Origin of the sequence: Kitasatospora sp. CM 4170 (assembly GCF_032110285.1) — a bacterium.
GTDB classification, from domain to species: Bacteria; Actinomycetota; Actinomycetes; order Streptomycetales; family Streptomycetaceae; genus Kitasatospora; species Kitasatospora aburaviensis.
The window spans coordinates 1,771,781-1,790,993 of record NZ_CP134877.1 but is presented as its reverse complement, the minus strand read 5'-3'; the positions used below and the strand labels follow the sequence as shown (position 1 = coordinate 1,790,993).

Genomic DNA, 19,213 nt, shown 5'->3' with positions numbered 1-19,213 from the left:
ACCCGCCGCGGCGCCCGGTGCCGAACCCGGACCAGCACCGGGCCCGGGCGTCGCCGCCCGGGCCGGCGGGTCGGCGGCGTACGGCACTTCCTACCCGGCGGTCTGGCCGAGGGCTTCGACCGTTCGTGTCTCAGCCGCGCGGTGTCGCGGACCGTCGCAGGTCGGCCGGTGACAGCCGCCACGAGACGGCACCGACGTCGCCGACGAGCTCGTACGACACCTCTCCTTGCGGTCGCTTCACCGCGACCCGCTCGCCGTGGCCGTTGCACAGGATCCGGTGTTCGCTGCTCACGCCGTTGACGGTGAGGGTGACCCCGACCGCCGCGCCGCGCCCGGCGCAGCCGACGGACAGGAGGTAGTCCTTGTCCGGATCGAGGGCCCCGACGGTGCGCCGGATCCGTCCGGGGAGGTCATGGGCACCCTCGTCCAGGGGCTCGTCCGGGCGGCCGTCCAGGTCCGCGTCGGTGTAGATCCCGTCCAGCGCCGCCTGTCGGTGGACGTTCTGGGCGGAGGTTGCCGCCAGCAGCCGCCGGACGTCGGCCAGCGTCTTGCGGTTGTGCGTCTCGTTGACGGCGAACCGGGCGACCGAGTCCCTGGGGAGCTCGCGGAGGGCCCGGTAGTACTCGATGGGATCGACCACGCGGCCCTCGATCTCGCCCTTCCCGAAGGTGGCGTCGTCGTAGGGCACGGCCGCCTCGTCGCCGATCGGACGCAATCCGCCCGAGGTCTCGGCGAGGCCGACGAGGTAGGTGTGGCCCGGCTCCAGGCGCGGGGCGGCCCGCGCCGCGTCCTCCTGCTCGCCGCCCAGCAGCGGGTCGTACCAACCCCGGACGGGCAGCATGACCGCCCCGGGCAGCCGTACGGCACCCGGCCTGGACCAAATGACTTCGGAGACGGTCGCACTGACGGTCCGTGGGACGTAGTCCTCGCTGTTCGGATCCGGCCGCCCCCGCACCTCGTCCGTGACGGTGATCACGGCGGCGTGGTCACCGTAGGCGACCCACTCCTCGGCGGCGGCCGAGCCCCCGAACGAGCCGTACGCCCTCGGCGGTCCCACCCGGCGGCCGTCGTCCAGCGCGACCGCCGCCAGACACCCGGCGACCACCACCCCGACCACGACCCCGGCCTTCACCCGCCCGCGCAACGCCACCGTGCCCCCTGCCTCTACGTCGCCTTCGCGGTGTCCCCGCCTCCACGTCGCCGAAGAGGACGCCCCGCCCGCCGGTCCGGTTGCGACCGGCCCGGCGCGGGAGCGGCCCGGCCCATCGGGCGGTTCTCCCAGGGTTTGTGCTGTTCGGCGTGATTCCGGAATCCGGGGTTCACGCCGAGGGGGCTCGTCGCCTCCGACGGACCCGCGAGGCGGTCGCCCGCTCCCTGCCGAGCGGAAGCCGTCATTTCCATAAACTATGAATATAAAAGCGCTATGCTTCGAGCATGAGTCGTCAAGACACCACTCCTGGCGCGTCCGCCGCCATCGGGGCAGCCCTTTACGGCCTGGCCACCAGGGCCGCGAGACGCCTGCCCCGGGACATGAGCCTGACGTCCGCAGCCACCCTGGCCACCCTGGACCGGACCGGTCCGCGGCGCATCACCGATCTGGCCGTGGTCGAGGGCGTCACCCAGCCCGCGATGACCGCCCTGGTCCGGGTGATGGAGGAGTCCGGCATGGTCGAGCGGCGCGGCGACGCGTCCGACAAGCGGGTCACGCTGGTGTGCCTGACCGAGGCCGGCGCCTCCTATGTCCGGACGCGGCGTCAGGCGGGCGTCCACGCGTTCGAGCGGTTGATCGGCGAGCTCACCGGTGACGAGGTCGAGGCGCTGGTGGCTGCCCTTCCGGCGCTGAAGCATCTGGCAGAGCTCGAAAGCCAGGACCGCGAAGGGCCGAAGCAGTGACCGGGCCGCCGGTCGGCGGGGCCGCGGTGGAGACGTTCCCGGTGGCGCGTTCCGAGGCGCGGCCGCTGGTCCCCGCCCTGATGTTCGTCGCACTGGTCGTGGCGGCGGTCGGCAGCCTCGGGACGCCGCTCATCACCAGCGTGGCGACCTCGTTCCACGTCTCGCTCGGCAGCGCGCAGTGGACGCTGACCGTCGCGCTGCTCAGCGGCGCCGTCGCCACGCCGGTCCTGGGCCGGCTCGGAGCCGGCCGGCACCGGCGGGCCGCGATCCTCGCCACGCTGGCGGTCGTCGTCGCCGGCAGCGCGCTCACCGTGCTGCCGCTGCCGTTCGCGTGGCTGCTGGCCGGCAGGGCGGCCCAGGGCGTCGGGCTCGGGCTGACGGCCCTGATGATGGGCGTGGCCCGGGACCACCTCCCCGAGGAGCGCAGCGCGGCCGTGATCGCCCTGATCTCGGTGGTCTCCATCATCGGGGCCGGTGTCGGCTACCCGCTGGCCGCACTGCTCGCCGAGCTCGGCGGGGTACGGGCCGCCTACGGCCTCGGCCTGGTCGTCACCGCCGCCGCCCTGCTGACCGCGTGGCGCTCCGTGCCCGAGGCCCCCGACGGCCGCTCCGCCCACGTGGACGTGGCAGGCGCGGTCGTCCTGGCCGCTGCGCTGCTCCTGGTGCTGTTCCTCGCCGGCGAACGGAATCTGTGGAGCCGGCACCTCGCCGTGGCGGCGGGCCTCGCCGCCGTCGCGGTGGTGCTGCTCTGCGTCTGGGCCGTCATCGAGCTGCGCAGCGCGACGCCCCTGGTCGACGTGCGGGCGGTGCGGCACCCGGCGGTCGCCGGGGCGAACCTCGCCATGTTCGTCGGCGGGATCGGCATGTACCTCCTGCTCACGCTCATCACCCGGTACGCGCAGACGCCGCACGGCGCCGGCTACGGCTTCGGGCTGACGACCTTCGTCGCCGGGCTGGTCCTCATCCCGTTCTCGGTGCTGGGGTTCGTCGCCGGCAAGCTCACACCGCGGGTCCGGACGCGGATCGCCGACCCCCTGCTCCTGGCCGGCAGCGCAGTCGTGGTCGGCGGCGGGTTCGCCCTGTTCGCGGCGGCCCGGTCGGACCTGGCCGAACTGTTCGCGGCGATGGGCGTGCTCGGCTTCGGCGTCGGCGGCTTCTCGGCCGCGATGCCCGGCGTCATCCTGGCCGTCACCCCCAAGAGCGAGACGTCGAGCGCCATGAGCTTCAACTACGTCGTCCGCAGCGTCGGGTACTCCCTGGGCAGCGCCATCGGCGGACTGGTCCTCGCCGCGGGCACCGGCCCCGGCCACCTCTTCCCCGACGACAGCGCCTACACCACCGCGGCGCTGGTCGGCGTCGGCGCCATGGCGGTCACGACGCTGACGAGCCTCGCGCTCGCCCGCCGACGCTCGTCCGAGAGCAACCCGTAAGTCAGATGCACCTCATCCCGACACCGGAGGTTTCCATGCCCAAGGGCTACTGGGTCAGCGTCTACCGCACCATTTCGGACCCTGAGAAGCTGGCTGCCTACAACGAGCTGGCCGCACTGGCCGTCAAGGCCGGGGGCGGCCGGACCGTCGTCCGTGGCGGTCGGGTCGCGGCGTACGACGCCGGAATCGCCGAGCGCACCGTCCTGGTCGAGTTCGACAGCTTCGAGCAGGCCGTCGCGACGCGCGAGAGCGCGGCCTACCAGGAGGCGCTGGACGCCCTCTCCGACGGCGTCGAGCGCGACTTCCGCATCGTCGAAGGCCTCGACTGACCGAGCTCCGGGCGGATCCTCACTGAAGATCCGCCTTCTTGGTTCTCGCTGGTGCGGCTGCTGGTGTGGCGGGGACGGCCTCCCGGACCGGACCGGCCGGCGGGGGTGCAGCTACCTGCACCCCCGCCGGGCAGCTGGACGCAATGGCCGGGAGCGGCCGGCGCGGAAGAGTCGACGGTGACGGGTACGGAACCGAGCACCGGAAGGCTGGGCGGCATGCGGGAGTGGAAGGCGGAGGCGGGGGTGTTCCTGTCCGTCGCGTTCGTGGCGGCGGGCGTGCTCGGGGCGGTGCAGCCCGGCACGGGGATACCGACCGGGGTCGTGCAGTTGACGCAGTTCGGTCCGGCCGCCGGGGTGGCGGTGCTGGCGCTGCTCCGGCCCGCGCGGACCCGGCGCAGGCTCGCCGGCGCGCTGCCCGGTCCGCGCGGGGCGGACGGCAGCGCGGGCCGGGAGGCGCTGCTCCTGCTCACCGCACCGCTGATCGTCGTGCTGGGCGCAGGCACGTACGCGCTGTTGGGCGGTGACGCCCGGCTGACCGACCCGCGCACGCTGGAGCACCCGTTCGCGCTGGTCGTGGCGGCCCAACTGGTGGGCGCCTGCGGGGAGGAGATCGGCTGGCGCTGCCTGCTCCAGCCGCTGGTCCGGAGCAGGTTCGGCCCGCTCACCGCCTCGGCCCTGGTCGGCCTGGTGTGGGGCCTGTGGCACGTGCAGGTCCTCGCGCAGGCCCCGGCGTACGCGGCCGGCTTCCTGGCGGCCACCGTGGCGATGTCCGTGGTGCTCGGCCTCGGCCTGGAGCGGGTGCGGGCCAACCGGCTGCTGCTCGCGGGCGGCTTCCACACCCTGGTCAACCTGGGGATGCTGCTGACCATGGACGAGGAGTCCGGCGCGGTGCTGCCCATGGTGCTGTTCGGTGCCGCGTGCCTGGTGGCGGCGGTGCCGTGGGTGCTGCGCGGGCCCGCGGTCAGTATTCTGACGCCTGCGCACGGGGCGCGCTGAGGCGAGGGGCGGCGGGCGGTCATGGCCGAGGGGGACTGGCGCCCGGGCGCCGGCGGCTGGGCGGCCGTGTGGCGCTGCCAGCTGCTCTCGCTGGCCGGTTTCGCGGTGGTCGCGGTCGGCGGACTGGTCCTGCTCGCGCTGCTCCTGGTCCCGGTCGGGGCGGGCTTCCCGCTGCTGCCGCCCGCCGCTCGGGCGCTGCGCCGGCTCTCCGACCGCTACCGGTCCTGGACCGCCCGCTGGACGGGCACCCCGATCAGCCCGCCGGAGCCGCTGGCCGACGCCGGGGCCGGCCCGGAGCCGCTGGCCGACGCCGGGGCCGGCCCGGGTCCGGGCGTCGACGTCGGCACCGGCGCCGGGAGGAGGCGGCGGGCGGCCGGCATCCTGGGCGACGAGGGCTTCTGGCACGACCTGCGGTGGGCGTGGCTGGAGCCGTGGGTCGGCGGCCTGCTGGTGGCGGCGCCGCTGGCGCTGGTCGAGTACGGTCTCTTCGGCGCGCTGGTGCAGCCCTTCGTCCGGCCGCTGCTCGGCGACGGCAACTGGTACGCCTTCGTCCCCGTCGACTCCACCGCCACCGCGCTCGCCGCCGCGCTGCTCGGCCTCGGCCTGGTGGCGGCGGGCCTGCGCTTCGCCCCCGTCGCGCTGGACCTGCACGCCGCCTGGAGCCGGCGCCTGCTGTCCGCGCCGCACACCACCGAGCTGGTCCGCCGGATCGAGCACCTGACGGACACCCGGGCCGCGGCCCTGGACACCCAGGCGGCCGAACTCCGGCGCATCGAACGGGATCTGCACGACGGCGCGCAGGCCAGGCTGGTCGCCCTGGGCATGACGCTGGAGGAGGCGACCCTGCGCCTCGACACCGATCCGCACGCCGCCCGCGAGCTGCTGCTGGAGGTGCGGGCGACCTCGGAGCGGGCCCTCCAGGACCTCCGCGACCTCGTCCACGGCATCCACCCGCCGATCCTCGCCGACCGCGGCCTCGGCGACGCCGTCCGCTCCCTGGCGCTGGACGGCTTCCTCGACGTCCACGTCGAGGCGCGGCTGTCCGGCCGGCTCCCCGGACCGGTCGAGTCGGCCGCCTACTTCGCGGTCGGCGAGCTCCTCGCCAACGCGGGCAAGCACTCCGGAGCGCGCGAGGTCCGCGTCCACCTGGAGCACACGGGCCCCGCCCTGCGCGTCACCGTCGCCGACGACGGCCGCGGCGGCGCGGATCCGGCCCGGGGGAGCGGCCTGCACGGCATCCGCCGCCGGCTGAGCGCCTTCGACGGAACCCTCGCCCTGGACAGCCCACCGGGCGGTCCGACCACCGCAACCCTGGAGATACCGTGCGCGTCGTCCTCGCCGAAGACCTCTTCCTGCTCCGGGACGGGCTGACCCGCACCCTCCGGGAGCACGGCTTCGAGGTGGTCGCGGCCGTGGACAACAGCCCCGCCCTGCTCCGCGCCCTGGCGGAGGAGGCCCCGGACGTCGCCGTGGTCGACATCCGCCTGCCCCCGACCTTCACCGACGAAGGTCTGCAGGCGGCCCTCCAGGCCCGCCGCACCCGCCCGGGCCTGCCCGTCCTGATCCTCTCCCAGTACGTCGACCAGCTCTACGCCCACGAGCTGCTGGCCGGCGGCGAGGGCGCGATCGGCTACCTGCTGAAGGACCGCGTCACCCACACCGCCCAGTTCATCGACGCCGTCCGCACCGTCGCCGCCGGCGGCACGGTGATGGACCCGCAGGTCATCGCCAAGCTCCTGGCCCGCAGCGACGCCCGCGGCACCACCGCCGAACTCACCCCGCGCGAGCACGACGTCCTCAAGCTGATGGCCGAGGGCCGCTCGAACGCCGCCATCATGAGCACCCTGCACATCGGCGAGAGCGCCGTCGCCAAGCACACGGCGAGCATCTTCGCCAAGCTCCGGATCGAGGCCTCCGCCGACGACAACCGCCGCGTCCTGGCCGTCCTCGCCTACCTCAAGCGGTAGCGGCGCGGGGTCGGCTCAGATCGCCATCGACATGTAGACCGCGCGCGGGCCGTAGCACGCGGGGACGGGGACCTCGCGGTGGGTGCGGTAGCCCAGCATGGCGAGCAGGACGTCGGTCCGGCGGACGGCCACCACGGAGATCCGCTCGAAGCCCTGCCGCTGCGCCTGCGCCCGGACGTGCCGGACGAACCGCAGGGCCACGTCCCGGCCGCGCAGCTCCTCGGCGATCACCAGGTCGTGCAGGTGCAGGTTGCGCGAGTGGTGGCCGCCCTCCTCGTGGCTCCGCTCCTCGTGGCTCCCCTCCTCGTGGCTCCGCTCCTCGGCCCGGGTGAGGTCCGGGCACCGGTAGAGGGGGTAGGGCAGGCTGAGCACGTAGCCGCGGACGCGTCCCCGGTGCTCCAGCACGTAGCAGGTGCCGGGGGAGGGGCGGGCCCGGGACTGCAGGGCCACCCGGCCCTCGGAGAGGCCGTCGGCCGCGTAGGCGTCGTGCTCCAGCTCCACGACCGCGTCCCAGTCGCCGTCGGCGAGCAGGCGGAATGCGATGTCCTCGCTCATCCGGTCGGGGCCTCCGTGCTCGGCGCCCCCACGCCCGAGGGGTCCTCGGCCCGGGCGGCCGCGACCAGCGGGCCCCAGGCCTCGATGAGGCGGGCGAAGTCCTCGGCGTCCGCCTGCGCCTCGTCCAGCAGCCGCTCCCGGATCGGCACCAGGTGATCGGCGAACTCGGCGTACTTGCCGCCCAGTTGCCGGTAGGAGCGGTCGAGGACGGCGAGCCGGTGGTGGTTGTCCGCGCGGTCGGTGCCCGTGCTGCGCCGGACCATGTCCAGGACGGCGTCGACGCGCACCCGGTGCCGCTCGTCGAGCAGCGCCCCGGCGGTCACCGTCATCTCGCCGTAGACCGGGTAGAGGTAGAGCATCGACAGCAGGAACTTGACGAACCGCACCTGGTAGGCGGTGAATCCCGCACCGGTGCGCCGTTCCGGGGTGTAGTGGTTCACGATGTGGCGGTTGTGCACCACGCCCGGCAGGGTGGCGTCGAGGACGACGTGCAGGAGGAAGTAGTCGCTGCCGATGGTGTCGGGTGCCGGCGGCAGCGGGATGCGCTCGTAGACCTCGTGGTGGAGGGCGAGGTTGCACATGTCGATCCGCCGGATGTCGGGCGCGCCGAGCACGGACTCGTCCCGGGTGAACGGCTCGGTGCCGCCCCCGGTGAAGGACTCCGCCACCAGCTCGCGCGTCTGCTCCTCCGTCCAGACCGGCGGCGCCCACAGGCTCACCACGTCGTAGTAGAGGTCCGGATCCAGCGCGCGGATCTCGCTGACGTCGACCGAGAGTTCGCCGATGAAGGAGCCGCCGACCAGCGACACCGGCTTGGCCGCATCGGCCGGCTCCAGCAGGGACTTCGAGACGTCCGGCACCACGTCCGCCGCCCGTCGGCCGAGCGAGCGCAGCTCGTGGTGGATCGGGAACACCGGTTTCCCGTCCAGGAGTTGGTAGGTGCTGTCGGAGTCGCGCCGGTGCACGGAGGTGCAGCCGAGGGCGGCGGCGACCAGGAACGCCCGGTTGGTGCAGGCGCCGTAGGAGACGGCGTCCGGGAGCAGCAGACCGAGCACCCGCTCCGGCTCGGCGACCCCGGCCCGTCGGACGGCCCGCCCCAGGAAGTCGGCCTGCCGCTCCTCGTCCAGGTGGTGCACGACCACGCCCGGGGCGGGCGGAAGCGCCCGGACGGTGCGGGTGTGCTCCGCCAGCGCGTCCGGGTCGGAGGAGTCCAGGACCAGCAGGTGCACCTCGACGCCGAACTCCGCGGCCGCGTGGGCGGCTTCCTCGGCGACGTCCGCGATCGTGCCGGCGCAGGCCCGGTTGGTGGGGAGGGCCAGGCAGATTCTTCTCATGGGAGATGAGCTCCGATGCATCGTCACATCAATGTCATGACAGGACCATTGGGCTGTTCGGGCATGCCGAGGGCGCGTCCGGAGGCCACCGGACGGGTCGAGCGTGAGGGGAGAGGAGGAGAAGGCGCGGCCGGCCCTCTGCCCGGGCCGGGCTCCGGTCGGGCTCCGCACCGCCGCGACCTTGCCTCCGCAACACCGTGGACCAGACCAATCCGCGGTGTCAACGCAGTCGTGGACGAAGGGGGCCGGCGCCCCGCAGCCCTGCCCGATGGGGCAACCCCGCCATGCCCCCACCGGGTAGGGCGAGGGGCGACAGGAGAAGGCAGTGGCCCACGTGCGGGGCGGGCCTTGGTCCGCAACGGCCATCCCGAATGAGTACTGCTACTCAGGCGCCGGCGTGCCGGGCCGGGTGAGAATCCCGGACATGATCCCATGGCCGGTGGACGTCCTGCTCGGCGTGCTGCTGCTCGTCCTGGAGGCCGGCGCGGCCCTGTGGTGCGTGCTCAAGGTCGCCTTCGACCAGTGGCCAAGCCTCGACGCCGTGGCACTTCACTGCCGACCCCGACCCCGTTGTCCGCGCCGTCGGCCGGTGGACGGGCAACGTCCCCCGCGCAACAGCAGAGAAGCCGCGCCGGTCGGAGCCGGCGCGGCCACTGCTCATCCGTTCGCGACCGACGGGCGATCAGGTGCGATCGGTAGTGATGCGCGCCGGCCGGATCGTCATCCGCCGGCACCCCATCGGCCGGCACCCCATCGGCCGGCGCCTCATCGACCGGCGGTGAAGGGGCGGTCGCGGCGGGCGTCGTGGAGGACGGAGCCCCACCAGAGCAGCTGGTCGAGCATCACCTTCGCCGCGCCCTCCGGCTCGGCCGGCTCGCGGAGCGTGCCGTCGGCGTCGAACAGCAGGTAGTAGCGCGGGAAGGACACGTAGTCCCGCACGGTGTGCGCCTGCAGCTCGTTGAAGACCTGCCGCAGCTGCTCGATCGCCAACAGGCCGCCGCTGGCGCCGCTGTAGCCGACGAAGCCGATCGGCTTGGCCTGCCACTCGGCGTAGTGCCAGTCGATGGCGGCCTTCAACGAGGCAGGGAAGCTGCGGTTGTAGTCGGGCGTCACGACGACGACCGCGTCGGCGGCCGCCAGCTTCCGCGTCAGCTCGGCCACTCCGTCGGGTCGGACCAGGTCCGGGTTCATCGCCGGCGGCACGGCGGGCAGTTCGAGCGGGATGTCGAAGTCCGCCAGGTCGAGCACGTCCACGTCGAACTGGCCGTGCCGATCGGCCTGTTCGGTGAACCAGCGGGTCACGACGGGGGCGAAACGGCCTTCCCGGACGCTGCCGACGAGCACGGCGAGCTTCAGCGGCCGGGACTGGGCCTGCGGCTGGGGCTCGGCCTGCGGCCGGGACTCGGACTGCGGCTGGGACTGGGACATGGTGGTGCTCCTCGGAATCGCGGGTCGGCAGGGAATGCCATCGGTTTGGCCGCCCCGATCGGGGCCGGCTCCACCAAACTGCCGGTCCGGCGGAACCGGAGGAAGGCCGGGCGGAGAGTGGTAGTGGCAGGGCCACGATCCGTGCGGGGCATGGGTGTTAGGTTCGCCGGGTGAGCGACAACGAACTGGGCCTGTTCCTGCGCCTCCGCCGGGAGGCCGTCACCCCCGCCGAGGTCGGCCTGCCCACCGGCGCGCGCCGCCGCACCCCCGGGCTGCGCCGTGCGGAGCTGGCGACGCTCGCCGGGGTCAGCGTGGAGTACCTCACCAGGCTGGAGCAGGGCCGGGACCGCCGGCCGTCGCCGCCGGTGCTCTCCGCACTGGCGGACGCGCTGCGCCTCACCGCCGCCGAGCGCGTGCACCTCTACCGGCTCACCAAGGGCGCCGACCCCGGCTTCAGCTGCACGGGCGCCTCCGGCCCCAACCGGGTGGTGCGGCCCACCGTGCAGGCGCTGCTCGACCGCCTCGAACCGTCCCCGGCCGTGCTGTTGAACCGGCTGAGCGAGGTGCTGGCCTGCACGGACGGCTACCGGCAGCTCGTCGGGCCGATCGGCCTGCTCGACGGCGCCCGGCCGAACCTCGCCCGCTTCGTCTTCACCGACCCCCGGGCCCGCACCGCCTACCCGGACTGGGGCCGCGTCGCCGACGAGCAGGTGGCCGCGCTCAAGCAGGGCCCGGGTCGTTCCAACCCCCACATGGACGGCCTGATGGACGAGTTGACCGTCTCCTGCGGCGCGGAGTTCGCCGACCGCCTGGAATCGCTGCCCGGCCTGCCGAAGGCCAGCGGGATCACCCGGCTGGTCCACCCGGAGGCGGGCGAGCTGCGCCTCGCGTACGAGACGCTGGACCTGCCCACCGACGACGACCAGCGCCTCCTCGTCCACCTCCCGGCCGACGAGGCCACCGCGGCGGCGCTCGACCGGCTCACCGGCCTGCGCCCCGGCGCCCTCCGCGCGGTCTGAGAGCGCCGAGCGGCCGGACAGCGCGGCTGCGGGGCGGTCCGGACCGCTTGAGCGCCCGGTTGCGACGCCATGAGTCGTGTACGAATATTCACGGCAGTGCGCACCGTGCGTGACGCCGTGGCCACCCGGGTGTCCCCGCAGGCGTCGCGGCCGCCGGACGGGTGCGTGAGCATGTGGTCATCGCCCGCCACCCGGGGCCCGGCTCGACCGGGACCTCGCCCGGGCAGTCCGATGTCCGGCATCCGTGATCCGTGCGGGCGCCGACCGGGCCGTCACCCGAACGCGGCGGTGTTCGCGTCGAGGCGGCCCTTCCACCGAGCCGGAGCGACCCGCGATGACCGATGCCCCCGACGTCACCGACGCCGCCGATGCCACCGAGTTCCTCGACCTCACCCGTCTCCTGACGGCCGAACCCGCCCCCGACCCGGCGGTCGGTGACGCCTACCGGCAGCGCCTCACCCGGGCGTTCCCCGGCGATCTTCCCCGGCTGCTCGACGCCCACCGGAAGGCCGCCACCCAGCCCGACCCGGCCGCCGCGCTGCAGTCCGCGCTGGACGGCGACCCCGGGCTGGCCCGGGCGGCCCGGGAGACGATCGCGGTCTGGTTCACCGCGGAGTTCACCCGTCCCGACGGGGCCATCGATCCGCCCGGCAGCGCCGAGCAGTACCAGTCCGGCCTGATCTGGCAGGTGATCCGGGCCCACCCCATCTCCCACGCGCCCGAGCTGCCGCCCCCGCTCGGCGGCTACGGCTACTGGGCCCAGCACCCGTGACGGCCCGGCCCGGGTCGAATGCCCGGCCCGGGTCGAGTGTCCGGCCCGGGCCGGATGCCCACCCGCACCGGGACCACCGGCCCGCGCCCCGTGGTTCGACCACCTCCGACTCGAACACCTCCGACCCGAGGACACGCCCATGGACAGCCCGTACGACGTCGTGATCATCGGCGCGGGGGTGGCCGGCGCGCTCTGCGCCTGCGAGCTCAAGAAGGCCAGGCCCGACGCCCGCATCCTCCTCCTGGAGGCCGGCGCCAACGGCGTCGACCTCACCGAGCGGGCCGAGTACGTCGAGGCCTACCAGGTCTCCGCGACCCAGCCGACCACCTCCCCCTTCGCCGACCTGCCCAACAACAAGGACCGCTGGGCGCCCTCCTCCGACGGCACCGGCGATCCGTTCACCATGAACAACTACTACGTCGAGACCGGCCCCGACCTCTTCAAGAGCGGCTACCAACGGATGGTCGGCGGCAGCACCTGGGCCTGGCGCGGCAACTGCCCCCGCTTCCTGGCACCGGACTTCGCGCTCAAGTCGACGTACAAGGTCGGTGCGGACTGGCCGCTGGACTACGACGAGCTGGAGCCCTTCTACGCCCGGGCCGAGACGGAGCTGGGCGTCTCCGGCAACCGCGCCGAGTGGGACGGCCTCACGCCCCGCTCCACCGACTTCCCGATGCCCGGCATCGTGCCCAGCTACGGTGACGAGGTGGTGCGGCGCGCTCTGGCCGCGATCCCGGCCATCGACGACACGCCGGTGACCCTGATCACCAACCCGCAGGCCCGCAACTCCAAGGTGTACCAGGCACGGCCCGCCTGCCGGGGCAACTCCAGCTGCGTCCCGATCTGTCCCTCGGGCGCCAAGTACGACGCCGGGGTGCACATCAGGCAGGCCCGGAAGCTCGGCGTGGAGTTCCGCACCGGCAGTGTGGCCGTCAAACTGCTGGCCGCCCGGGACGGCGGGCCCGCCACCGTGGTCTTCCGGGACTGGACCACGGCCGACCGGGCGGAGGAGAGGGTGGACGGGCGGCAGGTGGTGCTGGCGCTGGGCGCGATCGAGACGGCCAAGCTCTGGCTGCTCTCCGAGCTGAGGGACGACAGCGACCAGGTCGGCCGCAACCTGATGGACCACCCCACCGAGGAGGTCGTCGGGCTGCTGGGCGAGCCGGTCTTCCCGTTCCGCGGCCCGCAGACCACGCTCAGCATCGAGACCTTCCGCGACGGCGCCTTCCGCAAGGCCACCGGCGGCTTCCGGATGACCGTCGGGAACGACGGCTGGGGGCGCACCGAGTCGCCGGCGGCGGCACTGGACAAGCTGATGTGGAACGCGGACGCGCAGCGGATCAGGACCTTCGGGCAGCCGCTGCGCGATGCGCTGGAGCACAAGGTCACCCGGATGCTGCGTTTCAGCTACTCCACCGAGCAACTGCCCGACCGGGACAACCGGGTGACCCTCTCGGCCGAGAAGGACGCCCTCGGGGTGCCCCGACCCAAGATCGCCTACCGGATCGACGACTACTCCAAGCGCTCCCTCGCGTACGCCCACAGCGTGGCCCGCCGGATCTGGCAACACCTGGAGGACACCGCCGGCGCCGACCAGGTCGACCCCAAGCAGCCGTCCCTCGGCTTCAAGGGCTCCGGCCACACGATGGGCACCATGCGGATGGGCAAGGACCCGAACCGGTCCGTGGTCGACCCGGACGGCCGCGCGCACGGATTCGCCAACCTGTGGGTGATCGGCGCCTCCGTCTTCCCCACCGGCGGAACGGCCAACCCGACCATCACCGTCGCGGCCCTCACGATCCGGACCGCCGAGAAGCTCGCGGCGGCGCTGTAGGGCTCCGGGGCCGGCCGTCGGGGCCGGCCGTCGGGAACCGGGTCGGCCGGGGTTCCGGGCCGCCCCGGAACCCCGGCCGGCGCGCTCAGCGGGGCGGCACGACCAGCCCCAGCTCGTACGCGGTGATCACGAGCTGCACCCGGTCCCGCGCGCCCAGCTTGGTGAACAGCCGGGACACGTGGGACTTGGCGGTGGCCACCGAGATGACCAGGTCCTGCGCGATCTCGGCGTTCGAGCGGCCGAGCCCGACCAGCGTCAGTACCTCCCGCTCCCGCTCGGTGATGCCCTCGACCGGCTGCGGCGACGGCGCGGTGGCGCGCGTGGCCGCCGGCTGCCGGACGAAGTCCGCGATCAGCCGGCGCGTCACGCCCGGCGCGATCAGCGCGTCGCCCGCGGCGACCACGCGGACGGCCGCGAGGATGTCGTCCAGCGCCATGTCCTTGACCACGAAGCCGCTCGCGCCCGCCCGCAGCGCGCCGTGGACGTGGTCGTCCTCGTCGAAGGTGGTCAGGACGAGGACGCGGGTCGTGCCGCCGTCGGCGGTGATCCGGCGGGTGGCCTCGATCCCGTCCATGCCGGGCATCCGGATGTCCATCACCACGACGTCCGGGGCGAGTTCGCCGGCCAGACGGACCGCCTCGGCGCCGGTCGCGGCCTCCCCGACGACCTCCAGATCGGGGTGGTCGGCCATCAGCACGCGCAGGCCGGAGCGGACCAGCGGCTGGTCGTCGGCCAGCACCACGCGGACGGGCGTCACCGGGCCGCCTCCGCCGTCATCGCCGGGGCCTTGGCCGCAGCCGCGGCCGGAGCCGCCACGGGCTCGGGCAGCGGAAGCCGCGCCGCCACCCGGAAGCCGCCCTCCGCCCGCGGCCCGACGCTGAGCCGGCCGTGCAGCAGGGCGACCCGCTCCCGCATGCCGACCAGGCCGAAGCCGTGCTCGTGGTACATCCCGGGGGCGGGGCCGGGAGCACCCGGCGCACCGCGTCCGTCGTCGACGACCTCCACGGACAGCTCCTCGTCCCCGTACCCGACGGCCACCCGGCAGTGGTCGACGGCCGCATGGCGGACCACGTTGGTCAGCGCCTCCTGCACGATACGGTAGGCCGACAGGTCGAGTTCGGGCGGCAGCGGACGCTGCTCCCCGCTGCGGTGGACCTCGACGCGTACGCCCGCGTCCGCGGTCGCCGCCACCAGCCGGTCGAGGTCGGCGAGTCCCGGTGCGGGTGCGGGCGGCTCCCGCCGCGCGTCCGAGGCGCCCGAACTCCGATCGGTCCCGTCCGGATCGGTCCGGCGGAGTGCCACCAGGGTGCGGCGCAGGCCCGCCAGCGTCTCCCGGCTGGTGGCCTCGATCGCCTCCAGCGCCTCCCGGGCCGCCGCAGGCTGGGTGTCGATGACCCGGCTCCCCACGCCGGCCTGGATGGCCACGATGCCGATGCTGTGCGCCACCATGTCGTGCAACTCCCGGGCGATCCGGAGCCGTTCGGCCGTGACGGCCTCGGCCACCTCCTGCGACCGCAGGGCCGCCGCGTGCTCGCGGCGTTCGCGGCCCAGCAGGCCGGCCGCACCGGCCGCGGCGAGCGCGAGCAGCGCGATCACCACGTTCACGGTCAGGTTGTCCCCGTGTGCGAACGCGGCGACGACGAGGAGCTGCACGGTGAACGACACCGCGCCGGCGACGACGGCCGCCCGCCGGGCGCAGGTGGCGACGATGAAGCCGAGGACGGCGTCCACGGCCAGGTAGGAGAGGAACTGCCCCTGGTACCCGACCACCGGCCGGGTGGGGGCGGCGCCGGAGGTGGACAGCACCACGGCGGTGGCCCCGACCAGCGTGAGGGCCAGCGCCGGCAGCGGCTGCCGTCGTACCACCCCGATCAGCAGGGTCGCGGCCAGCAGCGAGCCGATGGCCGGCACCGTCGCGGGCGCTCGCGTCGAGCCCCCGATCAGCAGGAGGACCACGAGGAGGTAGAGCACGCCGCCCGCCCAGGACACGGCTGCACGGCCGGTCAGCGGGGGTGCGACCCTCCGGCCGGAGGGTCGCGGGGGCTCGGCGGTCGGTGCGGCGTCGTCCATACGGCGAGACTAACCGGCCGTCATGCGCGCGACATCGGCCCGGGGATGTAAGCCCGTGGGCGAATGCGGGCGGATCGGGTGCCGCCCCCGGGCCGATGCCCGGGCCGGGGTCCCGGCGGCAGAGTCGTCGGCGTGATCGAAGTCAACGAACTCACCAAGCGATACGGCGACAAGACGGCCGTGGACCGGCTCTCCTTCACCGTGCGGCCGGGCCGGGTCACCGGATTCCTCGGCCCCAACGGTGCGGGCAAGACCACCACCCTGCGGATGATCCTCGGCCTGGACGCGCCCACCGGCGGGGCGGCCACGGTGGGTGGGGTGCCGTTCGGCAGTCACCCGCGCGGGCTCCGGCACGCCGGGGCCCTCCTCGACGCCCACCAGGTGCACGGCGGCCGCAGCGCGGCAGCCCACCTCTCGGCGCTGGCGCGCAGCAACGGCCTCCCGCTGCGCCGGGTGGAGGCGGTGCTGGGGGAGGTCGGCCTGACGGAGGCGGCGGGCCGCCGGATCGGCGGGTTCTCGCTCGGGATGAAGCAGCGGCTGGGGATCGCCACCGCGCTGCTGGGGGACCCGCCGGTGCTGATGTTCGACGAGCCGATCAACGGCATGGACCCGGAGGGTGTGCTCTGGGTGCGCCGACTGTTCCGGCGGCTGGCCGAGGAGGGGCGGACGGTCTTCCTCTCCAGCCACCTGATGTCGGAGATGGAGAACACCGCCGACGACCTCGTGGTGATCGGCCGGGGCCGGCTGATCGCCGCCGAGCCGGTCCGGGACTTCGCGGCCCGCAGCGCGCGGCGCAGCGTCGTGGTGGGCACGTCGCGGGCCGCCGAACTGTCGGCGGTGCTGACCGGCGCGGGCGCGTCGGTCGAGCCTGAGGGCTCGGCGGGTGCGGAGCGGATCACCGTGACGGGGTTGCCCGCGGACCGGATCGGCGCACTCGCGTCCGAGCACGGGATCCCGCTGACCGAACTGACCACCCGCACGGCTTCGTTGGAGGAGGCCTTCATGGAACTCACCGCGGACAGCGTCGAATACCTGGCAGGAGAACGCCGATGACCACTCTCACCGTTGCGCCGCCGGCCCGCTTCGGCGACCTGATCGCCGCCGAGTGGATCAAGCTGCGGTCGCTGCGTTCGACGGCGTGGACGCTCATGCTGACCACGGTGTTCGTGGTCGGGTCGGCGGCGGTGGCGGCGCTGGCCGACGTCCGGAACCTCGCGGGCGGGGCGGCCGGTCGGGCGTGGCCCGACGGCTTCATGCCCTTCGACGCGTACCCGCCGGCCGGCTATCTGACGCTGATGCTGGTGGCGGGGAGTGCGGGGGCGTTGACCGTGGTGAGCGAGTACGGCACGGGGTTGGTTCGGACGACGACCGTGGCCGTGCCGGCGCGGGGGTCGGTGGTGCTGGCGAAGGCGGTCGTGACGGGGGTGGTGTGGACGGTGGCGGGGGCGGTGATCTCGACCGGGTCGTTCCTGGTCGCGCAGGCCGTCCTCGACGGGGAGGGGGTGGGCGTGTCGATCACCCACCCGGGGGTGGCGCGGGCGCTGGTCGCGTCGGCGTTGCTGGCCCCGGTGTGCGGGGTGGTCGGCGTGGGGCTGGGGGTGCTGATCCGGCAGAGCGCGATGACGATGGTGACGAATGCGTTCCTGTTGCTGATGCTGCCGATGTTGTTCTCGACGAGCTCGCGGTGGTCCGCGGACGTGAACCACGTGACGCTCTTCGCGGCCTGGAAACGGCTGGTCCAGAACTGGGGCGACTCACCGGACAACCTGGAGTACACGGCCACGGTGCCCGGCGCGGTCGCAGTGTTCGTCCTCTGGCCGCTGGTGGCAGTCGTACTGGCGGTGCTCGCAGTACGGCGCCGCGACGTGTGAGCGGGGGAGAGACGGAGGGAGTGGGAAGTCGGTCATTCCGACTTCCCACTCCGAGCATTCTGATCAGATCGTGTCGAAGTCCCCGGCGCGGACGGCATCGACGAATGAGTGCCAGGCGGCAGAGGGGAAGATGAGGGCCGGCCCGTGGGGGTCCTTGGAGTCTCGGACAGGGACGACATCGGTGAAGCCATCGGCGACCTCGACGCACTGGCCGCCTTGGCCACTGAACGTACTCTTGCGCCAGCGAGCGGCGGATAGGTCAGCATGCACTTTCAAACTCCTTCCGCACTATGCGGATCAGCTCAAGGGACGCGGCCAGTGGCAGCGCTTCAACCTGTAGCCGATCGTAGTCCCTGGCCCAGCTGGCTACGGTTTCAGGATCTCGTTCCAGAAAGCCACGTTGATGACTCTCCGTATAGCCGAGCATGGTCCGGTTGGGCATGGTGAGGAGGGTTACCGGATGGGCGAACGGACGATGTTCGCCGAGGCGAATCGGTGCCACCTGGATGGTCATGTTGGGCTTGCTGGTGAGCAGTTCCAGATGCCGGAGCTGGGCAGCCATCACCGCAGGGCCGCCGATCGGCCGACGCAGGCTCCACTCGTCGATTACCGCGTGCACGAGAGGCGGTGAGGGACGTTCCAAGAGGGCTTGCCGTGCGAGAAGGAACCTGATTCGCTCGTCCGCCTGCTGTTGGGTGGCAGTGCCGCGCTGTACGGGAGCCGATTCGTAGGCCGCCGCGTACTCGGCGGTCTGTAGGAGACCTGAGATGACGCCGATCTCGAAGAGCCGAATGTGGAGTGCCTCGGCCTCCTTCTCGGCGTACTCGGGGAAGCCTTCTATCAGGATGCTGTGGTCGAGCTGATCAAGCATCAGAGCAAGCGTGCCGCCGGTTGCAAGCAGCTTGTCTGCGAGCTCCACGAACTTCCGGCTCGGTGGCCGTACTCCGCGCTCGACGCTGGAGATGTATGCACCGGAGTACCGCATCTCCGAGCCCAGACCGGTCTGGGTCAGCCCGCGCGCCTCTCGCGACCTGCGAAGCTGCACCCCAAGGGCCGCATAGGGAGATGACGTGGGGTCAAGGTCCTTGCGGTTCATGGCGCTCCTCAACTGAACCGATCCCAAGTGGCGAGTTCAGATTCTTCCCCGGCGTGGGTTCGCTGCGCAAGCATGGATGCACAGAAAGTGAAATCCCAACTCCGGAGGGTGTCCATGACGCCGCCTGCTCGCATCCAGCCATCGCCCGGACTCCACGGGTACGGGGTGCGCTGGGATCACGCCGCCCGGCTCTACCGGGTGCGGAACGAGGTCACGGGGGAGTGGTTGCGGGGGCCGGGCGGGGAGTTGGCCGGCTTCTCGCTCCTCTCGGCCGCCACCTCGGCCTGGCGGGCCTTCGAATGCCACAGCAGGAGCGTCTGATGGGGTCCATCCTCACCCGCGTCACCGAGGAGCAACGCCGTGCTGCCGCGTGCGCGCTCGAAGACCTCCTCGCGGTCCTCGCCCTCGCCGGAGCCGACCTCCCGGACGCCGAAATCGACTGGCACTACGGCCGGTTGACCGGCTCCTACCTGATCGACCTCGGCTGCGCCCCGCCCGACCGCATCGGCCGTATCGCGGACCTCCTCCGCAAGGGCCTCCGCTTCGAGCAGCAGGCATGAGCTCCACCCACGCCTTCGCCCTCGCCGGGCGCCTGCTCTGGTGGTTGTTGTTCGCCGCC

At 73.3% G+C, this 19,213-nt stretch carries 21 protein-coding genes; 13 read left to right on the top strand and 8 right to left on the bottom strand.

Annotated elements, in window-relative coordinates; translation table 11 throughout:
- Window positions 1–130 precede the first annotated feature (130 nt).
- Window positions 131–1,150, bottom strand: coding sequence for a hypothetical protein (locus RMN57_RS07270; RefSeq protein ID WP_313762552.1), 1,020 nt, complete (start codon window positions 1,148–1,150; stop codon window positions 131–133).
- Between the two features lie 380 nt (window positions 1,151–1,530).
- Here RMN57_RS07270 and RMN57_RS07265 point away from each other — a divergent pair, with 380 nt between their 5' ends.
- The 6 genes from RMN57_RS07265 to RMN57_RS07240 all read left to right on the top strand — a co-directional run bounded on the left by RMN57_RS07265 (window position 1,531) and on the right by RMN57_RS07240 (window position 6,615).
- Complete coding sequence (locus RMN57_RS07265) at window positions 1,531–1,893, top strand: MarR family transcriptional regulator (protein WP_313767737.1); 363 nt, start codon at window positions 1,531–1,533, stop codon at window positions 1,891–1,893.
- Window positions 1,890–3,323 (top strand): MFS transporter, encoded by a 1,434-nt coding sequence (locus RMN57_RS07260; protein ID WP_313762551.1) that lies wholly within the window; start codon window positions 1,890–1,892, stop codon window positions 3,321–3,323. The genes RMN57_RS07265 and RMN57_RS07260 overlap by 4 nt, the downstream gene beginning before the upstream one ends.
- Window positions 3,324–3,358: 35 nt before the next feature.
- On the top strand, window positions 3,359–3,652 hold the full coding sequence (locus RMN57_RS07255; RefSeq protein ID WP_313762550.1) for a DUF1330 domain-containing protein: 294 nt from the start codon (window positions 3,359–3,361) through the stop codon (window positions 3,650–3,652).
- A 177-nt stretch (window positions 3,653–3,829) separates the two neighbouring features.
- On the top strand, window positions 3,830–4,648 hold the full coding sequence (locus RMN57_RS07250; RefSeq protein ID WP_313762549.1) for a CPBP family intramembrane glutamic endopeptidase: 819 nt from the start codon (window positions 3,830–3,832) through the stop codon (window positions 4,646–4,648).
- A 21-nt stretch (window positions 4,649–4,669) separates the two neighbouring features.
- Window positions 4,670–6,019 carry a sensor histidine kinase gene (locus RMN57_RS07245; RefSeq protein ID WP_313762548.1) on the top strand — a complete coding sequence of 450 codons (1,350 nt, stop codon included), beginning with the start codon at window positions 4,670–4,672 and terminating at the stop codon, window positions 6,017–6,019.
- Window positions 5,971–6,615 carry a response regulator transcription factor gene (locus RMN57_RS07240; RefSeq protein WP_313762547.1) on the top strand — a complete coding sequence of 215 codons (645 nt, stop codon included), beginning with the start codon at window positions 5,971–5,973 and terminating at the stop codon, window positions 6,613–6,615. The genes RMN57_RS07245 and RMN57_RS07240 overlap by 49 nt, the downstream gene beginning before the upstream one ends.
- 15 nt (window positions 6,616–6,630) lie before the next feature.
- Here the strand turns inward: RMN57_RS07240 and RMN57_RS07235 are convergent, their stop codons facing one another.
- From RMN57_RS07235 to RMN57_RS07225, 3 genes are all read right to left on the bottom strand, one after another.
- Complete coding sequence (locus RMN57_RS07235; protein WP_313762546.1) at window positions 6,631–7,170, bottom strand: GNAT family N-acetyltransferase; 540 nt, start codon at window positions 7,168–7,170, stop codon at window positions 6,631–6,633.
- Window positions 7,167–8,504 (bottom strand): DUF6271 family protein, encoded by a 1,338-nt coding sequence (locus tag RMN57_RS07230; RefSeq protein WP_313762545.1) that lies wholly within the window; start codon window positions 8,502–8,504, stop codon window positions 7,167–7,169. The genes RMN57_RS07235 and RMN57_RS07230 overlap by 4 nt, the downstream gene beginning before the upstream one ends.
- Before the next feature lie 765 nt (window positions 8,505–9,269).
- A complete protein-coding gene (locus RMN57_RS07225) occupies window positions 9,270–9,932 on the bottom strand; it encodes an NAD(P)H-dependent oxidoreductase (RefSeq protein WP_313762544.1) in 663 nt (220 codons plus the stop codon).
- A 170-nt stretch (window positions 9,933–10,102) separates the two neighbouring features.
- Between RMN57_RS07225 and RMN57_RS07220 the strand changes: the two genes are divergently transcribed.
- The 3 genes from RMN57_RS07220 to RMN57_RS07210 all read left to right on the top strand — a co-directional run bounded on the left by RMN57_RS07220 (window position 10,103) and on the right by RMN57_RS07210 (window position 13,557).
- Complete coding sequence (locus tag RMN57_RS07220; protein ID WP_313762543.1) at window positions 10,103–10,951, top strand: helix-turn-helix transcriptional regulator; 849 nt, start codon at window positions 10,103–10,105, stop codon at window positions 10,949–10,951.
- A gap of 334 nt (window positions 10,952–11,285) precedes the next feature.
- Window positions 11,286–11,723 carry a hypothetical protein gene (locus RMN57_RS07215; RefSeq protein WP_313762542.1) on the top strand — a complete coding sequence of 146 codons (438 nt, stop codon included), beginning with the start codon at window positions 11,286–11,288 and terminating at the stop codon, window positions 11,721–11,723.
- A 139-nt stretch (window positions 11,724–11,862) separates the two neighbouring features.
- The gene (locus tag RMN57_RS07210) at window positions 11,863–13,557 is read left to right on the top strand and encodes a GMC family oxidoreductase (protein WP_313762541.1); all 1,695 of its coding nucleotides are present in this window, start codon (window positions 11,863–11,865) and stop codon (window positions 13,555–13,557) included.
- 85 nt (window positions 13,558–13,642) lie between these two features.
- On the opposite strand, the gene RMN57_RS07205 is transcribed toward RMN57_RS07210, so the two are convergent.
- Window positions 13,643–14,314, bottom strand: coding sequence for a response regulator transcription factor (locus tag RMN57_RS07205; RefSeq protein WP_313762540.1), 672 nt, complete (start codon window positions 14,312–14,314; stop codon window positions 13,643–13,645).
- On the bottom strand, window positions 14,311–15,627 hold the full coding sequence (locus RMN57_RS07200) for a histidine kinase (RefSeq protein ID WP_313762539.1): 1,317 nt from the start codon (window positions 15,625–15,627) through the stop codon (window positions 14,311–14,313). The genes RMN57_RS07205 and RMN57_RS07200 overlap by 4 nt, the downstream gene beginning before the upstream one ends.
- Window positions 15,628–15,759: 132 nt before the next feature.
- On the opposite strand from RMN57_RS07200, the gene RMN57_RS07195 reads away from it, so the two are divergent.
- Together RMN57_RS07195 and RMN57_RS07190 are read left to right on the top strand one after the other, a co-directional pair.
- Window positions 15,760–16,680 carry an ATP-binding cassette domain-containing protein gene (locus tag RMN57_RS07195; protein WP_313762538.1) on the top strand — a complete coding sequence of 307 codons (921 nt, stop codon included), beginning with the start codon at window positions 15,760–15,762 and terminating at the stop codon, window positions 16,678–16,680.
- Window positions 16,677–17,498 (top strand): ABC transporter permease, encoded by an 822-nt coding sequence (locus tag RMN57_RS07190; protein ID WP_313762537.1) that lies wholly within the window; start codon window positions 16,677–16,679, stop codon window positions 17,496–17,498. Before RMN57_RS07195 ends, RMN57_RS07190 begins: the two co-directional genes overlap by 4 nt.
- 63 nt (window positions 17,499–17,561) lie before the next feature.
- Here RMN57_RS07190 and RMN57_RS07185 read toward each other — a convergent pair whose 3' ends face one another.
- Together RMN57_RS07185 and RMN57_RS07180 are read right to left on the bottom strand one after the other, a co-directional pair.
- The gene (locus RMN57_RS07185; protein ID WP_313762536.1) at window positions 17,562–17,768 is read right to left on the bottom strand and encodes a DUF397 domain-containing protein; all 207 of its coding nucleotides are present in this window, start codon (window positions 17,766–17,768) and stop codon (window positions 17,562–17,564) included.
- Complete coding sequence (locus tag RMN57_RS07180) at window positions 17,758–18,594, bottom strand: helix-turn-helix transcriptional regulator (RefSeq protein ID WP_313762535.1); 837 nt, start codon at window positions 18,592–18,594, stop codon at window positions 17,758–17,760. Before RMN57_RS07180 ends, RMN57_RS07185 begins: the two co-directional genes overlap by 11 nt.
- Before the next feature lie 114 nt (window positions 18,595–18,708).
- Here RMN57_RS07180 and RMN57_RS07175 point away from each other — a divergent pair, with 114 nt between their 5' ends.
- Complete coding sequence (locus RMN57_RS07175) at window positions 18,709–18,915, top strand: hypothetical protein (RefSeq protein ID WP_313762534.1); 207 nt, start codon at window positions 18,709–18,711, stop codon at window positions 18,913–18,915.
- A complete protein-coding gene (locus tag RMN57_RS07170; protein ID WP_313762533.1) occupies window positions 18,915–19,154 on the top strand; it encodes a hypothetical protein in 240 nt (79 codons plus the stop codon). The genes RMN57_RS07175 and RMN57_RS07170 overlap by 1 nt, the downstream gene beginning before the upstream one ends.
- Window positions 19,155–19,213 lie beyond the last annotated feature (59 nt).

What these genes read in the sequence shown, in the direction of transcription:
- RMN57_RS07215 (WP_313762542.1), top strand. Translation starts at nt 11,286, where the DNA reads ATGACCGATGCCCCCGACGTCACCGACGCCGCCGATGCCACCGAGTTC.
- RMN57_RS07200 (WP_313762539.1), bottom strand. Translation starts at nt 15,627, where the DNA reads ATGGACGACGCCGCACCGACCGCCGAGCCCCCGCGACCCTCCGGCCGG.
- RMN57_RS07255 (WP_313762550.1), top strand. Translation starts at nt 3,359, where the DNA reads ATGCCCAAGGGCTACTGGGTCAGCGTCTACCGCACCATTTCGGACCCT.
- RMN57_RS07225 (WP_313762544.1), bottom strand. Translation starts at nt 9,932, where the DNA reads ATGTCCCAGTCCCAGCCGCAGTCCGAGTCCCGGCCGCAGGCCGAGCCC.
- RMN57_RS07235 (WP_313762546.1), bottom strand. Translation starts at nt 7,170, where the DNA reads ATGAGCGAGGACATCGCATTCCGCCTGCTCGCCGACGGCGACTGGGAC.
- RMN57_RS07170 (WP_313762533.1), top strand. Translation starts at nt 18,915, where the DNA reads ATGGGGTCCATCCTCACCCGCGTCACCGAGGAGCAACGCCGTGCTGCC.
- RMN57_RS07210 (WP_313762541.1), top strand. Translation starts at nt 11,863, where the DNA reads ATGGACAGCCCGTACGACGTCGTGATCATCGGCGCGGGGGTGGCCGGC.
- RMN57_RS07180 (WP_313762535.1), bottom strand. Translation starts at nt 18,594, where the DNA reads ATGAACCGCAAGGACCTTGACCCCACGTCATCTCCCTATGCGGCCCTT.
- RMN57_RS07175 (WP_313762534.1), top strand. Translation starts at nt 18,709, where the DNA reads ATGACGCCGCCTGCTCGCATCCAGCCATCGCCCGGACTCCACGGGTAC.
- RMN57_RS07245 (WP_313762548.1), top strand. Translation starts at nt 4,670, where the DNA reads ATGGCCGAGGGGGACTGGCGCCCGGGCGCCGGCGGCTGGGCGGCCGTG.
- RMN57_RS07230 (WP_313762545.1), bottom strand. Translation starts at nt 8,504, where the DNA reads ATGAGAAGAATCTGCCTGGCCCTCCCCACCAACCGGGCCTGCGCCGGC.
- RMN57_RS07265 (WP_313767737.1), top strand. Translation starts at nt 1,531, where the DNA reads ATGAGCCTGACGTCCGCAGCCACCCTGGCCACCCTGGACCGGACCGGT.
- RMN57_RS07190 (WP_313762537.1), top strand. Translation starts at nt 16,677, where the DNA reads ATGACCACTCTCACCGTTGCGCCGCCGGCCCGCTTCGGCGACCTGATC.